This window comes from Photorhabdus khanii NC19 (genome assembly GCF_000517265.1).
Lineage (GTDB): Bacteria > Pseudomonadota > Gammaproteobacteria > Enterobacterales > Enterobacteriaceae > Photorhabdus > Photorhabdus khanii.
In genome coordinates this window covers 48,750-67,041 of record NZ_AYSJ01000011.1, presented here as the reverse complement: position 1 = coordinate 67,041, position 18,292 = coordinate 48,750, and the positions used below count along the sequence as shown (strand labels likewise).

Genomic DNA, 18,292 nt, shown 5'->3' with positions numbered 1-18,292 from the left:
GGACGATGATATGCTATATACTGTTGGCCGATCCCCTTATCAATGTGATTTCAATGTGATATTCAATCTGCTTGCCAGTGGTGATGACATACTGTTTATTCAGGATGGTGTACTGGCAGGTATTGATGGTAGCTGCTATCTTCCGGCTTTAATGAATCATGGCGTCACATTATATGTTCTGAAAGAAGATATTGAGGCGCGGGGATTGGTAGGTCAAATTTCGGACAAAGTGCAAGTTATCGACTATACTGACTTTGTTAACCTGACGGTAAAACACCATCAACAATTCGCTTGGTAGGTCAGAGAAAATGTATATTTCTTGACACCCTGGCGAGTCAGCCATAAAATTCCGCGTCCTCGTGTTTTGCCGTCAGGGCAGACAAGAGATTTTATCCGTGTTTACGAAGCAAAAAAACCAGGAGTTTTTTTAATAATGGCAACTATTAACCAGCTGGTGCGCAAACCCCGCAGCATGAAGGTTGCAAAAAGCAACGTTCCTGCTCTGGACGCTTGCCCGCAGAAGCGTGGCGTATGTACTCGCGTATATACCACCACTCCTAAAAAACCAAACTCCGCACTGCGTAAAGTATGTCGCGTGCGTTTGACTAACGGTTACGAAGTTTCTTCCTACATCGGTGGTGAAGGCCACAACTTGCAGGAACACTCCGTAATTCTGATCCGTGGCGGTCGTGTTAAAGACTTGCCAGGTGTGCGTTACCACACTGTTCGCGGTGCACTGGACTGTTCCGGTGTTAAAGACCGTAAACAAGGTCGTTCTAAGTACGGTGTGAAGAAGCCAAAGGCTTAATGGTTCTCCGTTAAGTAAGGCCAAACATTTTCACTTTAATGTCAAAATAAACTCGTAGAGTTTTGGACAACCCTGAATTCGAAACGGAGTATTTCCATGCCACGTCGTCGTGTAATTGGTCAGCGTAAAATTCTGCCAGATCCAAAGTTCGGATCTGAATTACTGGCCAAATTTGTCAATATCCTGATGGTAGATGGTAAAAAATCTACCGCGGAAGCAATTGTATATAGTGCGCTTGAGACCCTGGCTCAGCGTTCTGGTAAAGAACATCTGGAAGTGTTTGAACTCGCACTGGATAACGTGCGTCCAACCGTGGAAGTTAAATCCCGCCGTGTTGGTGGTTCTACTTATCAGGTTCCAGTTGAAGTTCGTCCGGTTCGTCGTAATGCTCTGGCAATGCGCTGGATTGTTGAAGCTGCTCGTAAACGCGGTGATAAGTCTATGGCCCTGCGCCTGGCGAACGAACTATCTGACGCAGCCGAGAATAAAGGCTCTGCTGTTAAGAAACGTGAAGACGTTCATCGTATGGCAGAAGCTAACAAGGCGTTCGCACACTACCGTTGGTAATTCCATTGTAGTGATGATGCCCTGGGTGGCAGCTCTGCCACCCAGATTTAAATTGAACGTCCTAGGAATAGAGGAATCAAATGGCTCGTACAACACCCATTGCACGCTACCGTAACATCGGTATCAGTGCACACATCGACGCCGGTAAAACCACCACTACCGAACGTATTCTGTTCTACACTGGTGTAAACCATAAGATCGGTGAAGTTCATGATGGCGCTGCTACTATGGACTGGATGGAACAGGAGCAGGAGCGTGGTATTACCATCACCTCCGCAGCAACAACTGCTTTTTGGTCAGGTATGGCTAAGCAGTTTGATGCGCACCGTATCAATATCATCGACACCCCAGGCCACGTTGACTTCACTATCGAAGTAGAACGTTCTATGCGTGTCCTTGACGGTGCAGTCATGGTTTACTGTGCGGTTGGTGGTGTTCAGCCACAGTCTGAAACCGTATGGCGTCAGGCGAATAAATATAAAGTTCCACGTATCGCGTTCGTTAACAAAATGGACCGTATGGGAGCGAATTTCTTACGCGTTGTTGAGCAGATCAAAAGCCGTTTGGCTGCAAATCCAGTTCCTCTGCAATTGGCAATTGGTGCGGAAGATGTTTTCACCGGTGTTGTTGACCTGGTGAAAATGAAAGCTATCAACTGGAACGAGGAAGATCAGGGAACTACCTTCACTTATGAAGATATTCCAGCTGATATGCAGGATCTGGCTGAAGAATGGCGTAACAACTTGGTTGAAGCCGCAGCGGAAGCATCAGAAGAGCTGATGGAAAAATACCTCGGCGGTGAAGAGCTGACCGAAGAAGAGATCAAAGCGGGTCTGCGTCATCGTGTTATGACTAACGAAATCATCCTGGTTACCTGTGGTTCTGCATTTAAGAACAAAGGTGTTCAGGCAATGCTGGATGCCGTTATTGAGTACCTGCCGGCGCCAACTGACGTTGAATCCATTAAAGGCCTTCTGCCAGATGGTAAAGATACCCCGGCAGAGCGTCATTCTGACGATAACGAACCGTTCTCGGCACTGGCGTTTAAAATCGCTACTGACCCATTCGTTGGTAACCTGACCTTCTTCCGTGTCTACTCTGGCGTGGTTAATTCCGGTGATACCGTTCTTAACCCAGTGAAAGACAAAAAAGAGCGTTTTGGCCGTATCGTTCAGATGCATGCTAACAAGCGTGAGGAAATCAAAGAAGTTCGCGCAGGCGACATCGCAGCTGCGATCGGTCTGAAAGACGTGACTACTGGTGATACCCTGTGTGATATCAGTTCTCCAATCATTCTGGAGCGTATGGAATTCCCAGAGCCGGTAATCTCTGTTGCGATTGAGCCAAAAACTAAAGTCGACCAGGAAAAAATGGGTATCGCTTTAGGTCGTCTGGCTCAGGAAGACCCATCATTCCGCGTGTCTACCGATGAAGAATCCGGCCAGACTATTATCGCGGGCATGGGTGAGCTTCACTTAGACGTTCTGGTTGACCGTATGCGTCGTGAGTTCAAAGTTGAAGCAAACGTCGGTAAACCTCAGGTTGCTTACCGTGAAACCATCCGTACTACTGTTGAACAAGAAGGTAAATTTGTTCGTCAGTCTGGTGGTCGTGGTCAGTTTGGTCACGTATGGCTGCGTATTGAGCCAATGGAAGCAGGTGGCCCAGGCTACCAATTCGCTAACGAAATCGTTGGTGGTGTTATTCCTAAAGAATATATCCCTGCTGTAGATAAGGGTATTCAGGAACAAATGAAGAATGGTGTTCTGGCCGGTTACCCGATTGTTGACGTTAAAGTAGCAGTGTTCGATGGTTCTTACCACGAAGTTGACTCCTCTGAAATGGCGTTCAAAATCGCAGGTTCTATGGGCTTCAAAGAAGGCTTCATGAAAGCGAAACCAGTTCTGCTGGAACCTATCATGAAAGTTGAAGTTGAAACTCCAGAAGACTACATGGGTGACGTTATCGGTGACCTGAACCGTCGCCGTGGTATGATCGACGGTATGGAAGATCTTGCTACCGGTAAAATCGTACGTGCTCAGGTACCATTATCTGAAATGTTTGGTTATGCTACTGATCTGCGTTCTCAGACCCAAGGTCGTGCTTCTTACTCCATGGAGTTCCTGAAGTACAATGAAGCGCCGAGCAACGTCGCTCAGGCTATTATCGAAGCTCGTAAAGCTAAATAAGCTTTTCGGGTTTAATATCTAGATTTAGCTCCCTCCCCATATAACGAGGGAGCGATATTAAGGAATAGAGTCGTGTCTAAAGAAAAATTTGACGTAAAACCGCACGTTACGTTGGTACTATCGGCCACGTTGACCATGGTAAAACTACCCTGACTGCTGCCATCACTACTGTACTGGCTAAAACCTNCGGNGGTAACGCTCGNGCATTCGACCAGATCGATAACGCGCCAGAAGAAAAAGCGCGTGGTATCACCATCTCTACTTCTCACGTAGAATATGATACGCCAAGTCGTCACTATGCACACGTTGACTGCCCAGGCCACGCCGACTACCTGAAAAACATGATCACCGGTGCTGCTCAGATGGACGGCGCGATCCTGGTCGTTGCAACAACTGACGGCCCAATGCCACAGACTCTTGAGCACATCCTGTTAGGCCGTCAGGTAGGCGTTCCTTACATCATCGTGTTCCTGAACAAATGTGACATGGTAGACGACGAAGAGCTGCTGGAACTGGTTGAGATGGAAGTGCGTGAGCTGCTGTCTCAGTATGATTTCCCAGGCGACGACCCGCCAGTAATCCGTGGTTCTGCTCTGAAAGCACTGGAAGGTGATGCACAGTGGGAAGCCAAAATCATCGAACTGGCAGAAGCCCTGGATAGCTACATTCCAGAGNCAGCAGNNATGNTATNGNCCANCCATTCCTGCTGGCCAATNGAAGANGTATTCTNTATTTNAGGCCGTGGTNNTGNNGTGNCCNNTCNTGTAGANNNCGGTATCNTTAAANTNGGGTGAAGAAGNNGAAATNGTGGGGATCATAGTCGCCGGGAAAATAACTTGGACAGAGGTAGAAATGCTCTTCCATCTCATCCAGTTAGACCAGGTAGTCGTGGTCGTGCGTGTTACATTGGTTCAGGAACAAGGTGATGAAATGAAACGTGGTCAGGTATTGGCACAGCCAGGTTCAATTAGTCCACACACCACTTTCGAATCAGAAGTTTATACCAGAGCAAAGCCGAAGGCGGCCGTCATACTGGGTTCTTCAAAGGCTACCGCCCGCAGTTCCACTTCCGGTCAACTGACGCATCCGGGCCTCTCGAAGTATCAGATTGTGTAGAAATGGTGATGACAGGTGACCCATTCAGATGATTGTGGCCCTGAAGCACCAATCGCGATGGACCAGGGTCACCACTCGCGGTCCGTGAAGGTGCCGGTACAGTAGGTCAGGGTGTTGTAGTTAAAGCAATGTGGCATAGTTTTTTGATGTGATTACTGTAAAAGTGCATCAACTGATGCCCTTTTTGTACGTTGTTTTATAAGAACCTATCTCATCAAGAGTTGTTTTTAATTATTGGTGAGATAGGCTCTGATACAACGAATTGGCTATATATCTCTCAGATATACAATGTCATACTGAATTATGGCGCCAAGTCAGATACAATCACTCAAATTTTTTGGTTCGGTCTGATTTGTTTTGCTCTTGCGAGGCAAGCTGGCTATCTATTTAAATCATAGTTACAGGTTGGTTTATGAGTGCGAATAGCGATGCTCAAGAAAGCAGGCGCGGTCTTGAGGTAATGAAATGGCTATTAGTGGCAGCTTTATTAACGGCTGCTATCGTTGGTAACTACCTTTATCGGGAGTATAGCCTTCCTTTGCGCGCGATAGCGGTTGTTGTTATTGTTGCTCTTGCGGGAGCGGTTGCGCTCTGGACAGCTAAAGGTAAAACCACACTGGCTTTTGCCCGTGAAGCCCGCGTTGAAATGCGCAAAGTCATTTGGCCAACTCGCCAGGAAGCGTTGCACACAACTTTGATTGTGGCGGCAGTGACTGCATTGATGTCTTTGATCCTCTGGGGTCTTGACGGCATCCTGGTGCGTTTAGTTTCATTTATTACAGGCCTGAGGTTCTAAGATGTCAGATTCCCCAAAAAAACGTTGGTATGTCATACAGGCATTCTCCGGGTTTGAAGGTCGTGTTGCACAATCTTTACGTGAACATATCAAACTGCATGATATGGAAGATTCTTTTGGCGAAGTGATGGTGCCAACAGAGGAAGTTGTTGAGATTCGTAGCGGCCAGCGTCGCAAAAGTGAACGCAAATTCTTCCCTGGGTATGTGCTGGTACAAATGATCATGAACGATGCAACATGGCATCTTGTTCGCAGCGTACCGCGTGTCATGGGTTTTATCGGTGGCACATCTGACCGCCCGGCACCAATCAGTGATAAAGAAGTTGATGCGATTATGAATCGTCTTCAGCAGGTTGGTGATAAACCACGGCCAAAAACATTGTTCGAACCAGGCGAAATGGTCCGTGTCAGCGATGGCCCATTTGCAGACTTCAATGGTGTTGTGGAAGAAGTCGACTACGAGAAAAGCCGCCTGAAGGTATCGGTTTCTATCTTTGGTCGTGCTACACCCGTTGAGCTGGATTTCAGTCAGGTAGAGAAAGCTTAATTTCTAGGCATATCTTCTAGCTGGCTTGCAATAGGCGTGAAATTAACATACAATTTCGCGCCTTTTGTTTTTAGTGGTCTGGCCTGAAACGGCGGGGCTGAAATGACAGGGGAGCCTTTTAAACAAGGCGATATCACCCACACAGAGGAAATTATCAATGGCTAAGAAAGTACAAGCCTATGTCAAGTTGCAGGTTGCAGCTGGTATGGCTAACCCAAGCCCTCCAGTAGGTCCTGCTTTAGGTCAGCAGGGTGTTAACATCATGGAATTCTGTAAGGCGTTCAATGCTAAAACTGATAGCATTGAAAAAGGCTTGCCGATTCCTGTTGTGATCACTGTTTATTCTGATCGCTCTTTCACTTTCGTGACTAAAACCCCACCAGCCGCTGTTCTGCTGAAAAAAGCAGCCGGTGTTAAATCAGGTTCCGGCAAACCGAATAAAGATAAAGTTGGTAAAGTAACCAGCGCTCAGATTCGTGAAATTGCTGAAACTAAAGCTGCGGATATGACTGGTGCTGATGTTGACGCAATGATGCGTTCAATCGAAGGTACTGCTCGTTCCATGGGCCTGGTAGTGGAGGGTTAATCGATGGCTAAACTGACCAAGCGCATGCGCACAATCCGTGAAAAAGTTGATGCAACTAAACAGTATGACATTAACGAAGCTGTTGTTCTTCTGAAAGAACTGGCAACTGCTAAATTTGTAGAAAGCGTTGACGTTGCTGTTAATCTCGGCATCGACGCTCGTAAATCTGACCAGAACGTACGTGGTGCAACTGTACTGCCTCACGGTACTGGCCGTTCCGTTCGCGTAGCTGTATTTACCCAGGGTGCAAACGCTGAAGCTGCTAAAGCGGCTGGCGCTGAACTGGTAGGTATGGAAGACCTGGCTGAACAGGTTAAAAAAGGCGAAATGAACTTTGACGTTGTTATCGCATCTCCAGATGCAATGCGCGTTGTTGGCCAATTAGGTCAAATCCTGGGCCCACGTGGTCTGATGCCAAACCCTAAAGTGGGTACTGTAACGCCTAACGTCGCTGAAGCTGTTCAGAATGCTAAAGCGGGCCAGGTTCGTTACCGTAACGATAAAAACGGCATTATCCACACCACCATCGGTAAAGTTGACTTTGACGCTGACAAACTGAAAGAAAACTTGGAAGCTCTGCTGGTTGCGCTGAAAAAAGCAAAACCATCTTCTGCTAAAGGTGTTTTCATTAAGAAAATTAGCCTGTCCACTACTATGGGTGCAGGTGTAGCGATTGACCAGTCTGGTCTGAGCGCTTCAGTTTAATTTGAACTGGACGTGATTATCGCTTTACCTTGGCGTCAGATTTGTCTAAAATTTGGCGCCTTATGTTTGGCTGGTAGATTATTTATTAGCTAAACAAACAATTTTCGGTTGGAGCTTGGCCTAATCCAAGCCCCGTCCAAGACCGCAGGTGTAAATGATTACTTAATATCCCTGCGTAGACGGTGACAGAGCCAAATGAAATTCATTTCTGGATTCTGCTCACCGTGTTTTAGAGCTCAGACACATCTGGTGTTATGAGTGATGTGAGTTCCGGGTTCTTCCCGGTTAATCCAGGAGCAAGAAGCTAATGGCACTAAATCTTCAAGACAAACAAGCGATTGTTGCTGAAGTCAGCGAAGTAGCCAAAGGCGCGCTGTCTGCGGTTGTTGCGGATTCCCGTGGCGTTACTGTAGGTAAAATGACTGAACTGCGTAAAGCAGGTCGCGAAGCTGGCGTTTACATCCGTGTTGTTCGTAACACACTGATCCGCCGTGCTGTTGAAGGTACTGAATATGAGTGCCTGAAAGAAGCGTTTATTGGTCCGACCTTGATTGCTTTCTCTAAAGAACATCCGGGCGCAGCTGCTCGTCTGTTCAAAGAGTTCGCGAAAGCGAATCCGGCATTTGAGATTAAAGCAGCAGCCTTTGAGGGTGAGTTCATTCCTGCGGCCAATATTGACCGTTTGGCAACACTCCCGACTTACGAAGAAGCAATCGCACGCCTGATGTCAACCATGAAAGAAGCCGTTGCTGGCAAACTGGTTCGTACTCTGGCTGCGTTACGCGAGTCACGCGAGCAGAAAGAAGTAGCTTAATTGCCGATTTCCTTCGTTGCTTTTTAACGTATAAATTATTTCTGAATTTTAGGAACACTTGTTATGTCTATCAATAAAGAACAAATTCTGGACGCAGTTGCAGGCATGTCCGTTATGGATGTTGTTGAACTGATCACTGCAATGGAAGACAAATTCGGCGTTTCTGCTGCTGCGGCTGTAGCTGTAGTTGCTGGCGCTGCTGAAGCTGTTGAAGAACAAACTGAGTTTGACGTTGTTCTGTCTTCTATCGGCGCTAACAAAGTTGCTGTTATCAAGGCAGTACGCGGTGCAACTGGCCTGGGTCTGAAAGAAGCGAAAGACTTGGTTGAAAGCGCTCCAGCTGTAATGAAAGAAGCTATCAGCAAAGATGACGCTGAAGCACTGAAAAAATCTCTGGAAGAAGCTGGTGCTTCTGTTGAGATTAAGTAAGTTCAGTTTTGAGTTAGCAGCCTGACTTTACAGGCTGACGGCTGGTGATTTTTTAATCACCAGCCTTTTTGCGCTGTAGGGCATTAGTAGCATTTCCACTGTTTGGCTGCTAATTAACCCCCAAATACTTTTTCCTATTGACGACTTAATATACTGCGTTCTCAGCTACGATCCACTCGGGTAGCTCGGTAGTAAGGTAGCGCAATGAAATGATTTAAGAGTAATAGCAATGAGTATTACGGAAAATAATTCAATTTTCTGTTCGAAAAAACAGTGTCGTAAAGAGCTGTCCTTTAGGGCGGGCAGAGTGGGTCACTGATCAGCGAGCTGAGGAACCCTATGGTTTACTCCTATACCGAGAAAAAACGTATTCGTAAGGATTTTGGTAAGCGTCCACAAGTTTTGGATGTACCCTATCTCCTTTCTATCCAACTTGACTCGTTCCAGAAATTTATCGAGCAAGATCCAGAAGGCCAGAATGGTTTAGAAGCGGCATTCCGTTCTGTATTCCCAATTCAGAGCTACAGTGGCAGTTCGGAGCTGCAATACGTTAGCTACCGTCTTGGTGAGCCAGTGTTTGATGTTAAAGAGTGCCAGATTCGTGGTGTCACTTATTCTGCACCTCTGCGCGTTAAACTGCGTCTGGTCATCTATGAACGTGAAGCACCGGAAGGCACAGTCAAAGACATCAAAGAACAAGAAGTCTACATGGGTGAAATTCCGCTCATGACTGACAACGGTACTTTTGTTATCAATGGTACTGAGCGGGTTATTGTCTCCCAATTACATCGTAGTCCTGGTGTATTCTTTGACAGCGATAAGGGTAAAACTCACTCATCCGGTAAAGTGCTGTATAACGCACGTATTATCCCTTACCGTGGTTCTTGGTTAGATTTCGAATTCGATCCAAAAGATAACCTGTTTGTGCGTATTGACCGTCGCCGTAAATTGCCGGCAACCATTATTCTGCGCGCAATGGATTACAGCACTGAAAACATTCTGAACCTGTTCTTCAGTAAGACTGTTTTCGAAATTCGTGACAACAAACTCCAGATGACACTGGTGCCAGAGCGTCTGCGTGGTGAAACGGCTTCTTTTGATATTGAAGCAAACGGCAAAGTTTATGTTGAAAAAGGCCGTCGTATTACCGCACGTCATATCCGTCAGTTAGAAAAAGACGAAGTGAACCGTATTGAGGTTCCGGTTGAATACATCGCGGGTAAAGTTGTTGCAAGAGATTACATTGATGTCAATACGGGTGAAATTATCTGTGCGGCTAACATGGAACTCTCTTTGGATCTGTTGGCACGTTTGAGCCAGGCTGGTCATAAATCTATCGAAACCCTGTTTACCAACGATTTGGATCACGGTGCATATATCTCCGAGACTCTTCGTGTTGATCCAACCAACGATCGTTTAGGTGCATTGGTTGAAATCTATCGCATGATGCGTCCTGGTGAGCCGCCAACGCGTGAAGCAGCAGAAAATCTGTTTGAAAATCTGTTCTTCTCAGAAGATCGTTACGATCTTTCTGCGGTTGGTCGTATGAAATTCAACCGTTCACTGAGCCGAGAAGAAGTTGAAGGCTCCGGTATTCTGAGTAAAAATGACATCACTGATGTCATGAAGAAGCTCATTGACATCCGTAACGGTAAAGGTGAAGTTGACGATATTGACCACTTAGGTAACCGTCGTATCCGTTCCGTGGGTGAAATGGCAGAAAACCAGTTCCGTGTTGGTCTGGTACGTGTTGAGCGTGCGGTTAAAGAGCGTCTGTCTCTGGGTGATCTGGATACTCTGATGCCTCAGGATATGATCAACGCTAAGCCAATTTCCGCCGCAGTGAAAGAATTCTTTGGTTCCAGCCAGCTGTCTCAGTTTATGGACCAAAACAACCCACTTTCTGAAATCACTCACAAACGCCGTATTTCTGCGTTAGGCCCAGGTGGTTTAACTCGTGAGCGCGCGGGCTTTGAAGTGCGTGACGTACATCCAACTCACTATGGTCGTGTATGTCCAATCGAAACCCCGGAAGGTCCGAACATCGGTCTGATTAACTCATTGTCTGTTTATGCGCAGACTAACGAGTATGGTTTCCTTGAAACCCCATACCGTCTGGTTCGTGATGGTGTTGTCACTGATGAAATTCATTACTTGTCTGCGATTGAAGAAGGTAACTTCGTTATCGCACAGGCAAACACCGTATTGGACGATGAAGGTCACTTCGTTGAAGATCTGATAACCTGCCGTAATTATGGCGAATCCAGCTTATTCAACCGTGAACAGGTTGAATATATGGACGTTTCCACTCAACAGGTGGTTTCCGTCGGTGCTTCCCTGATCCCATTCCTGGAACACGATGACGCAAACCGTGCATTGATGGGTGCAAACATGCAACGTCAGGCTGTTCCTACACTGCGTGCTGACAAGCCGCTGGTAGGTACAGGTATGGAACGTGCTGTTGCGGTTGACTCAGGTGTCACTTCCGTTGCTAAACGCGGTGGCGTGGTTCAGTACGTTGATGCATCCCGTATCGTTATCAAAGTAAACGAAGACGAAATGTATCCGGGTGAAGCAGGTATCGATATCTATAACCTGACTAAATACACCCGTTCTAACCAGAACACCTGTATTAACCAAATGCCATGTGTTTCTCTGGGTGAACCTGTAGAACGCGGTGACGTACTGGCCGATGGTCCATCCACTGACTTGGGTGAATTGGCTCTGGGTCAGAACATGCGCGTAGCGTTCATGCCGTGGAATGGTTATAACTTCGAGGACTCCATCTTAGTTTCTGAGCGTGTTGTCCAGGAAGATCGCTTTACAACTATTCACATCCAGGAACTGGCTTGTGTGTCTCGTGATACCAAATTAGGGCCTGAGGAGATCACTGCTGACATCCCTAACGTGGGTGAAGCGGCACTTTCCAAACTGGATGAATCCGGTATTGTTTATATTGGTGCGGAAGTGACTGGCGGTGACATTCTGGTTGGTAAAGTGACACCTAAAGGTGAAACTCAGCTGACGCCAGAAGAAAAACTGCTGCGTGCTATCTTCGGTGAGAAAGCGTCTGATGTTAAAGACTCTTCTCTGCGCGTACCAAATGGCGTATCCGGTACGGTTATCGACGTACAGGTATTTACCCGCGACGGCGTTGAAAAAGATAAACGTGCTCTGGAAATCGAAGAGATGCAACTGCGTCAGGCTAAGAAAGATCTGACAGAAGAGTTGCGGATCTTTGAAGCTGGCTTGTTTGCCCGTATCCGTTCTGTCCTGATTTCTGGCGGCATCGAAGCTGAGAAATTGGATAAGCTGCCTCGTGAGCGTTGGTTAGAACTGGGTCTGGCTGATGAAGAAAAACAGAATCAGTTGGAACAGTTGGCTGAACAGTATGACGAACTGAAAACTGAGTTCGAGAAAAAACTGGACGCTAAACGTCGTAAGATCACGCAGGGCGATGACTTAGCACCGGGCGTGCTGAAGATCGTTAAAGTTTATCTGGCGGTTAAGCGGCAGATTCAGCCGGGTGATAAGATGGCGGGCCGCCACGGTAACAAGGGTGTTATCTCCAAGATCAACCCGATCGAAGATATGCCTTACGATGAAAACGGCACTCCGGTAGATATCGTACTGAACCCACTGGGCGTACCATCACGTATGAACATTGGTCAGATCCTGGAAACTCACCTGGGGATGGCTGCGAAAGGTATTGGTGACAAGATTAACGCGATGCTGAAACAGCAGCAGGAAGTCGCCAAACTGCGTGAATTTATCCAGAAAGCTTATGACCTGGGTGATGAAACCCGTCAGAAAGTTGATCTGAACACTTTCTCTGATGAAGAAGTTATGCGTTTGGCGGAAAACTTGAAAAAAGGTATGCCAATTGCAACACCAGTATTTGATGGTGCGAAAGAGAAAGAAATTAAAGAACTGCTGAAACTGGGTGACTTGCCAACTTCTGGGCAAATTACCCTGTTTGATGGTCGTACTGGTGAGCAATTCGAACGTCAGGTTACAGTTGGCTACATGTATATGTTGAAACTGAACCACCTGGTGGATGACAAAATGCATGCTCGTTCAACAGGTTCGTACAGCCTGGTTACTCAGCAACCGCTGGGTGGTAAGGCGCAGTTCGGTGGTCAACGCTTCGGTGAGATGGAAGTGTGGGCATTGGAAGCATATGGTGCCGCGTACACCTTGCAGGAAATGCTCACCGTCAAGTCCGACGATGTTAACGGCCGTACCAAGATGTATAAAAACATCGTGGATGGCAACCACCAGATGGAGCCAGGGATGCCGGAATCCTTCAACGTATTGTTGAAAGAGATCCGCTCTCTGGGTATTAACATCGAGCTGGAAGACGAATAAACCGTATTCCCGCTGGTACTGCCCTGAATGGATATGACGGGCAGTTTACCAGCCAGTGGTTGCACTGGTCATAGGGGAGAGTGGCATGGGCCGTTCTCCTGACAGGTCTAACTCCGACAGGAGCCATTTCGTGAAAGACTTATTGAAGTTTCTGAAAGCGCAAACTAAGACCGAAGAGTTTGATGCGATCAAAATTGCTCTGGCCTCACCAGATATGATCCGCTCGTGGTCATTTGGTGAAGTGAAAAAGCCGGAAACTATTAACTACCGTACGTTCAAACCTGAGCGTGACGGCCTTTTCTGTGCCCGTATTTTCGGACCGGTAAAAGACTATGAGTGTTTGTGTGGTAAATACAAGCGCTTAAAACACCGTGGTGTGATTTGTGAGAAGTGTGGCGTAGAAGTTACCCAGACTAAAGTTCGTCGTGAGCGTATGGGTCACATCGAACTGGCTTCTCCAACTGCACACATTTGGTTCCTGAAATCATTGCCATCCCGCATCGGTTTATTGCTGGATATGCCTCTGCGTGATATTGAGCGCGTACTGTACTTCGAATCCTATGTGGTTGTAGAAGGCGGTATGACCAGCCTTGAACGCAGTCAAATCCTGACAGAAGAACAATACCTGGATGCACTGGAAGAGTTCGGCGATGAATTTGATGCGAAGATGGGTGCGGAAGCTATCCAGTCTTTGCTGAAAAATCTCGATCTGGAAAATGAGTGTGAAACTCTGCGTGAAGAGTTAAATGAAACTAACTCTGAAACTAAACGTAAGAAGTTGACCAAGCGTATTAAGCTGTTGGAAGCATTTATTCAGTCCGGTAACAAACCAGAATGGATGGTTCTGACCGTTCTGCCAGTTCTGCCGCCTGATTTACGTCCACTGGTTCCATTGGATGGCGGCCGTTTTGCAACGTCGGATCTGAACGATCTATATCGTCGTGTTATTAACCGTAACAACCGTTTGAAACGCCTGCTGGATCTGGCTGCACCGGATATCATCGTTCGCAACGAAAAACGTATGTTGCAGGAAGCGGTTGATGCCCTGTTGGATAACGGTCGTCGCGGTCGTGCCATTACCGGTTCTAACAAGCGTCCTCTGAAATCCCTGGCTGACATGATCAAGGGTAAACAGGGTCGTTTCCGTCAGAACCTGCTGGGTAAACGTGTTGACTACTCAGGCCGTTCTGTAATCACCGTAGGTCCTTACCTGCGTCTGCATCAGTGTGGTTTGCCTAAGAAGATGGCGCTGGAACTGTTCAAGCCATTCATCTATGGCAAGCTGGAACTGCGTGGTTTAGCGACGACGATTAAAGCAGCCAAAAAGATGGTTGAGCGTGAAGAGGCGGTGGTATGGGATATCCTGGATGAAGTGATTCGTGAACACCCGGTTCTGCTGAACCGTGCACCAACACTTCACCGTTTGGGTATTCAGGCATTCGAACCGGTTCTGATCGAAGGTAAAGCGATTCAGTTGCACCCATTGGTGTGTGCGGCATATAACGCCGACTTCGATGGTGACCAGATGGCTGTTCACGTACCGCTGACACTGGAAGCCCAGTTAGAAGCGCGTGCATTGATGATGTCTACTAACAACATCCTGTCTCCTGCGAGTGGTGAGCCAATCATCGTGCCATCTCAGGACGTTGTTCTGGGTCTGTATTACATGACCCGTGACTGTGTTAACGCTAAAGGCGAAGGTATGGTGCTGACCGGGCCTAAAGAAGCAGAACGCGTATACCGCGCAGGTCTGGCTTCTCTGCATGCTCGTGTTAAAGTTCGTATCTCAGAAGAAGTGAGAGATGGCGAGGGTAATATCACCACCAGTACTGGTCTGGTTGATACTACTATTGGTCGTGCAATTCTGTGGATGATCGTGCCAAAAGGTCTGCCTTACTCTCTGGTTAACCAACCACTGGGTAAAAAAGCTATCTCCAGAATGCTGAACACTTGCTACCGTGTTATGGGCCTGAAACCAACAGTTATCTTCGCTGACCAGATCATGTACACCGGTTTTGCCTACGCTGCGCGTTCAGGTGCATCTGTTGGTATTGATGACATGGTTATCCCAGAGAAAAAAGCTGGGATCATCACGGAAGCAGAAGCAGAAGTTGCTGAAATACAGGAACAGTTCCAGTCTGGTCTGGTAACTGCTGGCGAACGTTATAACAAAGTTATCGATATCTGGGCCGCAGCAAACGAGCGTGTAGCTAAGGCAATGATGGAAAACCTGTCCACTGAGACAGTCATTAACCGTAACGGTGAAGAAGAACAACAGGTCTCCTTCAACAGCATCTTTATGATGGCTGACTCTGGCGCGCGTGGTTCCGCCGCTCAGATCCGCCAGTTGGCAGGTATGCGTGGCCTGATGGCTAAACCAGACGGTTCCATTATCGAAACCCCAATCACCGCGAACTTCCGTGAAGGCTTGAACGTACTCCAGTACTTCATCTCAACCCACGGTGCCCGTAAAGGTTTGGCGGATACCGCACTGAAAACGGCGAACTCTGGTTATCTGACTCGTCGTCTGGTTGACGTTGCACAGGATCTGGTTGTTACAGAAGACGACTGTGGTACGCACGACGGTATTCTGATGACGCCGGTCATTGAAGGTGGTGATGTTAAAGAGCCACTGCGTGAGCGTGTATTGGGTCGTGTAACGGCAGAAGATGTTCTCAAGCCGGGTACTGCTGACATTCTGGTTCCACGTAACACCCTGCTGAACGAAAAATGGTGTGATCTGTTAGAAGAGAGCTCTGTTGACAGCATTAAAGTACGTTCTGTTGTAAGTTGTGAAACTGACTTTGGTGTTTGTGCGAACTGTTATGGTCGTGACCTTGCTCGCGGACACATCATCAATAAAGGCGAAGCTGTTGGTGTTATTGCGGCGCAGTCAATTGGTGAGCCGGGTACACAGCTGACGATGCGTACGTTCCACATCGGTGGTGCGGCATCCCGTGCAGCAGCGGAATCCAGCATTCAGGTTCGTAACAAAGGTAGCCTGAAACTGTTTAACGCGAAATCCGTTACCAACTCCGCAGGTAAACTGGTGATTACTTCCCGTAACACCGAATTGTGCTTGATCGACGAATTTGGCCGTACTAAAGAAAGTTATAAAGTGCCTTACGGTGCGGTATTGGGTAAAGGTGATGGCGAAGCAGTTAACGGCGGCGAAACTGTTGCTAACTGGGATCCACATACCATGCCAGTAGTCAGTGAAGTATCCGGTATCATCCGTTTCGCCGATATGGTAGATGGTCAGACCATTACCCGTCAGACGGATGAGCTGACGGGTCTGTCTTCACTGGTTGTTCTGGATAGTGCAGAGCGTACCGGTAGTGGTAAAGACTTGCGTCCGGCACTGAAAATCGTTGATGCCAAGGGTGACGATGTATTGATCCCAGGTACTGATATGCCTGCTCAATATTTCCTGCCAGGCAAAGCAATTGTTCAGTTAGACGATGGTGTCAGCATCTCTGCGGGTGATACCTTAGCGCGTATTCCTCAGGAATCCGGCGGTACGAAAGATATTACCGGTGGTCTGCCACGTGTTGCTGACCTGTTCGAAGCGCGTCGTCCGAAAGAACCTGCAATCCTGGCTGAAGTCAGTGGTATTGTCTCCTTCGGTAAAGAAACCAAAGGTAAACGCCGTCTGGTTATCTCCCCATTAGATGGTGGTGATGCTTACGAAGAGATGATCCCTAAATGGCGTCAGCTCAACGTATTCGAAGGTGAGGTTGTTGAGCGTGGTGATGTGATCTCCGATGGTCCAGAGTCTCCACATGACATCTTGCGTCTGCGTGGCGTTCATGCGGTTACCCGTTACATCACCAACGAAGTTCAGGAAGTTTACCGCCTGCAAGGGGTTAAGATTAACGATAAACACATTGAAGTTATCGTGCGTCAGATGCTGCGTAAAGCAACCATCGAAAGTGCAGGTAGTTCCGAATTCCTGGAAGGCGAACAGGTTGAATATGCCCGCGTTAAAGTGGCAAACCGTAAGCTGGAACAGGAAGGTAAAGTCCCTGCAATTTATGGACGTGATCTGTTAGGTATCACCAAAGCGTCTCTGGCGACTGAATCCTTCATCTCTGCGGCATCGTTCCAGGAAACGACCCGCGTGCTGACAGAAGCGGCGGTTGCGGGTAAACGTGATGAACTGCGTGGCTTGAAAGAGAACGTCATCGTAGGTCGTCTGATCCCAGCCGGTACGGGTTATGCTTACCATCAGGACCGTATGCGTCGTCGTCAGTTGAATGAGCCTTCTGAAGCACCACAAGTGAGTGTAGATGAAGCAACTGCAAACCTGGCAGAACTGCTGAATGCTGGTTTTGGTGGCGATAAGAAGTAATTCTGTAGAGTACCATAGCTAATTAAATGCCCTCCTTTTTGGAGGGCATTTCAACCTATTGATAACGTACCAATTTTTTACTTGGTGCTCTGTTTTAATCGAGTTCCGTTCACTAAATGGAGCTTGCCGCCACGAATCCTCTCGCCCAATTTTTCTTTCTGAAAAGAGTTCAATTTGAAGACCTTGTTCCTCACAATCATCTGGCGCGTAAAAAAGTCGATGCAGACATTGATTCTGAATATATCTGTGAGTGTTACCGGGGCGTTCGTAGTTAAACGGAAAATCCGTAGTGGGTGCCGTCGGGCAACTCGATATCGAGGCGCAGCTTGCTACCTGTTGCCTCAACGTAACGTTTGAGGGAAGACAGTTTCAAGTCGCGGCCAAGCTTCTCCATGTCAGAAACCGTGGGTTGCTTGATACCAAGAGCCAGAGCTATTTCGCTTTGGGTCTTCTGTACCCGCTCACGAAGTTCTGCCAGATGGATGTTTAATAACATTTCTGTTGCCGCAGCTTGTGCATTGGCAACAACTTCGGGCTTTTCATTTGCTAATATTTGATCAAGCGTTCTTGCCATAGTATGTTTACTCCTTTTTTAGCTTTTCCAGATGTGCCGTGAACTCACGATCAGCAATCGGAATCATTGTTTGATAAAACCGTTTCTCGTCTCCGGTTTTGTTACCAGCGCAAAGCAAAATTCCTCTCCGCTTGGGGTCGAACGCAAAGAATGCTCGGAGCGGGTCGCCTTTGCTTTGGACGCGCAATTCTTTCATGTTGCTGTAGCATGAACCGTTCACAGTGTCTGCGTATGGCCTGGGCAACATAGGGCCTCTTTCTCGAAGCGCTATTATTGAAGCTAGCATATTGGCCCTATCGGTATCATCCAAAGCATCGAACCATGCATCAAAGGTGTCCGTCGTTTCTATAGCCCATATAACTACTCCTTACTCAATATAGGTTAAATGCTATATAGGTGAAAATCTATAGTCAAGAAAAATCGGTATCTTGTACGAGGGTGT

General features: G+C 47.4%; 14 protein-coding genes and 1 pseudogene. 13 read left to right on the top strand and 2 right to left on the bottom strand.

Annotation, left to right across the window (positions count from 1 at the left end; genetic code table 11):
- Positions 1-10: 10 nt before the first annotated feature.
- The 13 genes and pseudogenes from tusB to rpoC all read left to right on the top strand — a co-directional run bounded on the left by tusB (position 11) and on the right by rpoC (position 17,276).
- Positions 11-298 carry a sulfurtransferase complex subunit TusB gene (tusB, locus tag PTE_RS10120; RefSeq protein WP_036845888.1) on the top strand — a complete coding sequence of 96 codons (288 nt, stop codon included), beginning with the start codon at positions 11-13 and terminating at the stop codon, positions 296-298.
- Positions 299-433: 135 nt separating this feature from the next.
- Complete coding sequence (gene rpsL, locus PTE_RS10115) at positions 434-808, top strand: 30S ribosomal protein S12 (RefSeq protein WP_036845886.1); 375 nt, start codon at positions 434-436, stop codon at positions 806-808.
- Positions 809-904: 96 nt separating this feature from the next.
- Entirely contained in the window at positions 905-1,375 is a 471-nt protein-coding gene (gene rpsG / locus PTE_RS10110; RefSeq protein WP_036845883.1) for a 30S ribosomal protein S7, read from the top strand.
- 80 nt (positions 1,376-1,455) lie between these two features.
- Complete coding sequence (gene fusA / locus PTE_RS10105) at positions 1,456-3,564, top strand: elongation factor G (RefSeq protein WP_036845880.1); 2,109 nt, start codon at positions 1,456-1,458, stop codon at positions 3,562-3,564.
- Positions 3,565-3,636: 72 nt separating this feature from the next.
- A pseudogene (gene tuf / locus PTE_RS10100) lies at positions 3,637-4,832 on the top strand (elongation factor Tu).
- A 260-nt stretch (positions 4,833-5,092) separates the two neighbouring features.
- Positions 5,093-5,476 carry a preprotein translocase subunit SecE gene (secE, locus tag PTE_RS10095; protein ID WP_021322887.1) on the top strand — a complete coding sequence of 128 codons (384 nt, stop codon included), beginning with the start codon at positions 5,093-5,095 and terminating at the stop codon, positions 5,474-5,476.
- 1 nt (position 5,477) lies between these two features.
- Positions 5,478-6,023: a transcription termination/antitermination protein NusG gene (gene nusG, locus PTE_RS10090; protein ID WP_011144820.1), complete on the top strand. Its 546-nt coding sequence runs from the start codon at positions 5,478-5,480 to the stop codon at positions 6,021-6,023.
- Between the two features lie 157 nt (positions 6,024-6,180).
- A complete protein-coding gene (gene rplK / locus PTE_RS10085) occupies positions 6,181-6,609 on the top strand; it encodes a 50S ribosomal protein L11 (RefSeq protein WP_021322885.1) in 429 nt (142 codons plus the stop codon).
- A 3-nt stretch (positions 6,610-6,612) separates the two neighbouring features.
- Positions 6,613-7,314, top strand: coding sequence for a 50S ribosomal protein L1 (gene rplA / locus PTE_RS10080; protein ID WP_036845877.1), 702 nt, complete (start codon positions 6,613-6,615; stop codon positions 7,312-7,314).
- A gap of 307 nt (positions 7,315-7,621) precedes the next feature.
- Positions 7,622-8,128 (top strand): 50S ribosomal protein L10, encoded by a 507-nt coding sequence (gene rplJ / locus PTE_RS10075; RefSeq protein WP_036845874.1) that lies wholly within the window; start codon positions 7,622-7,624, stop codon positions 8,126-8,128.
- 63 nt (positions 8,129-8,191) lie between these two features.
- Entirely contained in the window at positions 8,192-8,557 is a 366-nt protein-coding gene (gene rplL, locus PTE_RS10070) for a 50S ribosomal protein L7/L12 (protein WP_036845871.1), read from the top strand.
- A 339-nt stretch (positions 8,558-8,896) separates the two neighbouring features.
- Positions 8,897-12,925, top strand: coding sequence for a DNA-directed RNA polymerase subunit beta (gene rpoB, locus PTE_RS10065; protein ID WP_036845869.1), 4,029 nt, complete (start codon positions 8,897-8,899; stop codon positions 12,923-12,925).
- A 130-nt stretch (positions 12,926-13,055) separates the two neighbouring features.
- Complete coding sequence (rpoC, locus tag PTE_RS10060) at positions 13,056-17,276, top strand: DNA-directed RNA polymerase subunit beta' (RefSeq protein ID WP_036845866.1); 4,221 nt, start codon at positions 13,056-13,058, stop codon at positions 17,274-17,276.
- Between the two features lie 271 nt (positions 17,277-17,547).
- Here the strand turns inward: rpoC and PTE_RS10055 are convergent, their stop codons facing one another.
- Entirely contained in the window at positions 17,548-17,850 is a 303-nt protein-coding gene (locus PTE_RS10055; protein WP_036845864.1) for a helix-turn-helix domain-containing protein, read from the bottom strand.
- 7 nt (positions 17,851-17,857) lie between these two features.
- Positions 17,858-18,208, bottom strand: coding sequence for a type II toxin-antitoxin system RelE/ParE family toxin (locus PTE_RS10050; RefSeq protein ID WP_036845861.1), 351 nt, complete (start codon positions 18,206-18,208; stop codon positions 17,858-17,860).
- Between the last annotated feature and the right edge of the window lie 84 nt (positions 18,209-18,292).

Bases quoted from the DNA above. Each gene is read 5' to 3' on its own strand.
- rplL (WP_036845871.1), top strand. From the start codon at position 8,192: ATGTCTATCAATAAAGAACAAATTCTGGACGCAGTTGCAGGCATGTCC.
- rpsL (WP_036845886.1), top strand. From the start codon at position 434: ATGGCAACTATTAACCAGCTGGTGCGCAAACCCCGCAGCATGAAGGTT.
- secE (WP_021322887.1), top strand. From the start codon at position 5,093: ATGAGTGCGAATAGCGATGCTCAAGAAAGCAGGCGCGGTCTTGAGGTA.
- rplJ (WP_036845874.1), top strand. From the start codon at position 7,622: ATGGCACTAAATCTTCAAGACAAACAAGCGATTGTTGCTGAAGTCAGC.
- rplA (WP_036845877.1), top strand. From the start codon at position 6,613: ATGGCTAAACTGACCAAGCGCATGCGCACAATCCGTGAAAAAGTTGAT.
- nusG (WP_011144820.1), top strand. From the start codon at position 5,478: ATGTCAGATTCCCCAAAAAAACGTTGGTATGTCATACAGGCATTCTCC.
- PTE_RS10055 (WP_036845864.1), bottom strand. From the start codon at position 17,850: ATGGCAAGAACGCTTGATCAAATATTAGCAAATGAAAAGCCCGAAGTT.
- fusA (WP_036845880.1), top strand. From the start codon at position 1,456: ATGGCTCGTACAACACCCATTGCACGCTACCGTAACATCGGTATCAGT.
- rplK (WP_021322885.1), top strand. From the start codon at position 6,181: ATGGCTAAGAAAGTACAAGCCTATGTCAAGTTGCAGGTTGCAGCTGGT.
- rpsG (WP_036845883.1), top strand. From the start codon at position 905: ATGCCACGTCGTCGTGTAATTGGTCAGCGTAAAATTCTGCCAGATCCA.
- tusB (WP_036845888.1), top strand. From the start codon at position 11: ATGCTATATACTGTTGGCCGATCCCCTTATCAATGTGATTTCAATGTG.
- rpoB (WP_036845869.1), top strand. From the start codon at position 8,897: ATGGTTTACTCCTATACCGAGAAAAAACGTATTCGTAAGGATTTTGGT.